6 protein-coding genes are annotated in these 4,678 nt (G+C 58.0%); 4 read left to right on the top strand and 2 right to left on the bottom strand.

All coding sequences use genetic code 11. The features are described 5' to 3' along the window. Both ABYM29_RS14835 and ABYM29_RS14830 read left to right on the top strand, forming a co-directional pair. On the top strand, positions 1 to 181 hold a 181-nt coding region (locus ABYM29_RS14835), incomplete at its 5' end, for a hypothetical protein (protein ID WP_372865565.1). Between the two features lie 83 nt (positions 182 to 264). Further along, positions 265 to 1,227, top strand: coding sequence for a GGDEF domain-containing protein (locus ABYM29_RS14830; protein WP_372865564.1), 963 nt, complete (start codon positions 265 to 267; stop codon positions 1,225 to 1,227). Between the two features lie 31 nt (positions 1,228 to 1,258). Here the strand turns inward: ABYM29_RS14830 and ABYM29_RS14825 are convergent, their stop codons facing one another. Then, entirely contained in the window at positions 1,259 to 1,975 is a 717-nt protein-coding gene (locus ABYM29_RS14825) for a spermidine synthase (RefSeq protein WP_372865566.1), read from the bottom strand. A 93-nt stretch (positions 1,976 to 2,068) separates the two neighbouring features. After that, a complete protein-coding gene (locus ABYM29_RS14820) occupies positions 2,069 to 2,692 on the bottom strand; it encodes a TetR/AcrR family transcriptional regulator (protein ID WP_372865563.1) in 624 nt (207 codons plus the stop codon). Positions 2,693 to 2,788: 96 nt separating this feature from the next. Here ABYM29_RS14820 and ABYM29_RS14815 point away from each other — a divergent pair, with 96 nt between their 5' ends. Together ABYM29_RS14815 and ABYM29_RS14810 are read left to right on the top strand one after the other, a co-directional pair. After that, positions 2,789 to 3,889: a phosphotransferase family protein gene (locus tag ABYM29_RS14815; protein ID WP_372865562.1), complete on the top strand. Its 1,101-nt coding sequence runs from the start codon at positions 2,789 to 2,791 to the stop codon at positions 3,887 to 3,889. 12 nt (positions 3,890 to 3,901) lie between these two features. Further along, a partial coding sequence (locus tag ABYM29_RS14810) for a hypothetical protein (protein WP_372865561.1) occupies positions 3,902 to 4,678 on the top strand: 777 nt, incomplete at its 3' end.

Here is a 4,678-nt window from a genome sequence, read left to right as displayed (position 1 = left end):
GGTAGCGATTGCGGGCGGTGGCGGCCAGCTGACGCCGCCCCTAAAAACAGAAATAATAAATATCGACAACAACTTAGCGACTCTGCGGGGCAACGCAGCGGCAACCAGCTATTGCACTAAGGCGCGGGTTTGCCCTAGTAGTTATTCGTATAGCCATATCCCTAAAATTTCATATACTTAGCACTCGCTGGGCCCTAAGCAGTGCTCGGCGACTCGCTAGTAACCAGGGAAGGCGCTCAGTTCAAACCCGCCTAGGGGACTCGAATGCTGAAACCTGAACTGCCCAAAGACGAATCTACGCGCCTTGCCACCCTGCGCTCGCTGCACCTGTTAGATACCCCCGCCGACGCGGCCTTTGATCGACTGACCCGCCTCGCTAAATATATGTTTAACGTGCCCATCGCCTTGGTCACCCTGGTTGACGAGGATAGGCAGTGGTTTAAGTCTTGTATTGGCCTAGAGGTGGGTGAAACGCCGCGCGATGTGTCGTTTTGTGGCCACGCCATCCTCGACAGCAAAGCCTTTATTATCCAAGATACCTATCTCGACTCGCGTTTTGTCGATAACCCCCTGGTGCTTGAAGCCCCCTATATCCGCTTTTATGCCGGCTGTCCCATCAGCGCACCCAACGGCCAAAAACTCGGCACATTGTGCATTATTGACCGACAACCCAGAGTTCTCGGAAACGACGACATTGCCGCGCTCAAGGACCTGACGGCAATGGTCGAACAGCAAATAGCCACCACGTACATGGCCACCCAAGACGAACTTACCCAGCTGGCCAATCGTCGCGGCTTTATGCTGCTGGCCCAATACAATCTCAACCTCTGCCAACGCCAGGACGCCAAAGCCAGCCTGGTGTTTATTGACCTCGACAAGTTCAAACCGATAAACGACAACTACGGCCACCTAGAGGGCGATAAAGTGTTGGCGGCATTTGCCCGGCAAATGATCGACGCATACCGCTGCTCCGATATTTGTGCGCGCATCGGCGGTGACGAATTTGTGGTACTCCTCAGCAATACCAGTAAACAGCTAGCTGAAACTGCCGTGGAAAAATTCAGTCGCGCCATCGCCCACTACAACCAACGCGCCAAACGCGACTACGACATCGACTTTTCCCACAGCATTGTCGAATTTGACCCAAACATCCACAGCAATATCACCGACCTGCTCAATGAGGGCGATTCGCTGATGTACCGCGCCAAGCATGCTAAGGCCTGCTGACCCCGCCCCTTGCCAGGCGAGCCGCCAGTAACTAAGCGCCCGTCACGCAAACATATACCGAGTTCGTCGATTCACCGTTCTGAAAGGGGTTATAAAACGCCACCACATGGGACTCAACATGGTCGAATACCGTGGCCAGCAGCGCTGTAAAGCCGGCGTCCGGCAGGTTTTGCGACCACATGGCAAACACGCCTTTTGGCTTAAGCTGCGCCGCCATGCATGCGAGATTTTCGCGGGTATAGAAACCGGCGTTGGCGGCATTTAAAAACTCCGAGGGCGAGTGATCGATATCCAGCAAAATGGCATCAAAGGTTTTGCCGGGGTGGTCGGGGTCAAAGCCGCGCTCGGCATCTGTCGCCAGCTCGAAGAAACTACCGGACACATAGCGATTGCGCGCATCGGCATTCAGCTTGGCGCCCAGCGGCACCCGCTCATCGCGATGCCAGCCAATCACCGTGTCCAGCGCCTCAACCACCAACAACTCGTCAACCCGGGCGTCTTGCAAAGCCTGCACGGCGGTGTAACCCAGCCCCAAGCCGCCGACCACCACACTGAGCTTATCGCCCTGCACCGCCGCCAAACCCAGGGTCGACAGCGCTTCCTCGGCCTCGACAAACATGCTCGACATCAAAAACTCATCGCCGAGTTTAACTTCGTAGATATCGCGGTCGCCAAAGGCCGGCATCCGCCGGCGGCGCAGCGAGATCTCGCCCAGGGGTGAGTCTTGGCTGTCGATCTCTTCAAACATTAGCGACACGGGCGCGCTTCCTCTGGTAAATGGTGGAACAGCTGAGCGGCAGACACCGCCGCTGCCACCCTGCTGCAAAGCGGCGACGGCGGCCTAGGGCTGCGACGCCACGATGCCACAGATATTCCTCGCCACCAACTCCCGCCACAGCCGCTCATGGTTGCCCAGCTCCAAATGCTTCGAGGTAGCCTGCAAGTGTGGGGGAAGATCGACAAATTGCCCGGTGATTTCGGCCTGACTGGATGAGCTCTCAAACAGGGCAAAGCCCAGTGTCATCCACAGCAGTGACTGGGCGTGGCGAACGGCCACATCCTCCCCCACCTTCATATCGATAATCGGCTGCGCCAAAGCGGCGATAGTGGCCACCATCGTCTCCGCCGGCAGGGCGTGGTTGAATTCGCGCAGCAAACCGGGAAAGGCCAGCACCTGCTGGCGCAATTGCTCCAGCAGCGCTTGCAAGCGCTGCTCACAAGAGAGTCCGGCAGCCAGTGTATCGCCGTTCAGACTCAACACCTGATCACCCAGCGCGCTGAGCAGCTGCTGTTTATTGGCGAAGTAGCGATAGAGAGAGGTTGGGCTGATGCCCAGCTCCCTGGCCAACTGCCGCAAACTCAACGCCGACACCCCCTGCTGCTGAACCAGCCGCACCGCCACCGCCAGTATTGCCTCCCGGCTGGTAGTGCTTGGCCGGCCTACCCGGCGAACCTTATCCGTCATTCAAGCTCCCCTGTTAAAAATATAATAACACCGTTAACTAATTCGTGTTAGCATGAAATATCGGCTAAATATCAACCAGTATAAGAAGAGGCCATTATGAGTAACGACCATCGCCCCACACCGGTACTAGAGCAGCCGGAAGAAACCCGCCGCAACCTTGAGCGCTGGCTGTCCGAGCAACTCGACACACAGCTGCGCATTCCCACCCTAACGGTTCCCGAGGGTACCGGCATGTCGAATATCACCATGGTCTTCGATGCCTTCCACGGCGCGAACGACGCCGCCGACACGGCCACCTCCTACGTCGCGCGCATCGAACCACAGGGCGAGTATCTCGCATTCCCGGAATACGATCTGGACATACAGTGCCGAGTCATCGAAATGCTGGCCACGCACAGCGATATTCCGGTACCGCGCATTGTCGCCAAAGAACTAAGCGGACAGGTCTTAGGTCAGCCCTTCTACATAATGGCAAAAACCGAAGGACTGATTCCGCCGGACTTGCCGCCCTACCATATGGATGGCTGGCTGACCGAGCAAGAACCAGATACCCGCCGCCACCTATGGCTGGCCGGTCTCGATCGGCTTGCCCAAGTCAATCGCCTGGACATCAGCGCCGCGCCGATAAGCACAATGCTCAACGACTGCGCCATTCCCAAAAGCCTGGATGAACAGCTCTGCTATTGGGAAAATTACTACCGCTGGGGCTATCAACGAGACGGCGAATTCCTGCCCCACGACGTGGCCGAGCGCGCCCTGGCATGGCTGCGCGAGCACCAGCCCCAGGAACAGGCCAAGCGCCTGTGCTGGGGCGACTCCAGAATGGCCAATGTCATCTTCACAGCCGATAAAACCGCAGTTGCGGCCCTGCTGGACTGGGAAATGGTCGCCCTTGGCGACCCACTGCAGGACCTGGCCTGGTGGGTGTATATGGACGAGCTGTTTAGCCACGGCCTCGATTTCCCGCCACTGGACGGCTTCCCCAATCGCCAGGAATCGGCCCAGCACTGGGCCCGACAAAGCGGCTACAGCATTGAGCAACTGCCCTACTACCTAGTGTTTGCCGGGCTGCGATTCGCACTGCTACTGGGGCGCATGTCGATCGGAATGAATAACCAAGACAGTATCGACAGCCATTTTAACAGCTGCTTTGAAGTGAAATACCTGGAAAAAATGCTTTCGGAAGCCGCCGCCTGAGGAATCATTGTAATGATCAGTAAACTGGACGACTACCCCATACACCAAACCGCTGAACCGATTGCCCAAACCGCCAGCAGCGACCGCTTCACCTACGACCGCTTCTGGTATAACGGCCACGCGAAAGACGGCGCCTTTTATTTCGGCATTGGCCTTTGTCGCTACCCCAACCTCGGCATTGTCGACTGTAGCTTCAGTGTCGTCATCGATGGCAAGCAATACGCGTTTCACGGCTCCCGCCGCGCCTCCAACGAGCCCAGCGACCTCGACGTTGGCCCCTTTAAACTCTCCATCCTTGAGCCCATGGGCCGCCACCGCCTAGTCATTGCCGCCAATGACACCAATATCGAATGCGACCTGGTATTCACCCCAAAAACCGGCGTGATCCCCGAGGGGCGACAAACCCTGCGCAATGCCCGCCACCTGGTAATGGACGCCACTCGCATCGACCAGTTCGGCGACTGGCAGGGCCGCATCCGCATTGAGGGCCGCGACATCACCGTCAACGGCGACAGCACCTACGGCCTGAAAGATCGCTCCTGGGGCATTCGACCCGTGGGCGCGGCCTATACCGGCGGCGCGCCGATCGACAGCTTCCAGGCCCTGCACTTCATGTGGCTACCCATCCACTGGGAAAACCGCTGCACCCTCGCCGGCTGGTTTGAAGACGACAGCGGCCACCAGTGGCATACCGACCAGGCCATCGTGCCGATACACCGCCAAGCCGAAGCCATTCAGGTCAACGACCCCGCCATGGAAATCTGGCAGGGCTGCGTCGGCCATCAAGTG

This window comes from Spongiibacter sp. (assembly GCF_041602295.1).
GTDB lineage: Bacteria > Pseudomonadota > Gammaproteobacteria > Pseudomonadales > Spongiibacteraceae > Spongiibacter.
The sequence above is the reverse complement of the archived record's forward strand: the minus strand, read 5'-3'. Positions and strand labels throughout refer to the sequence as shown.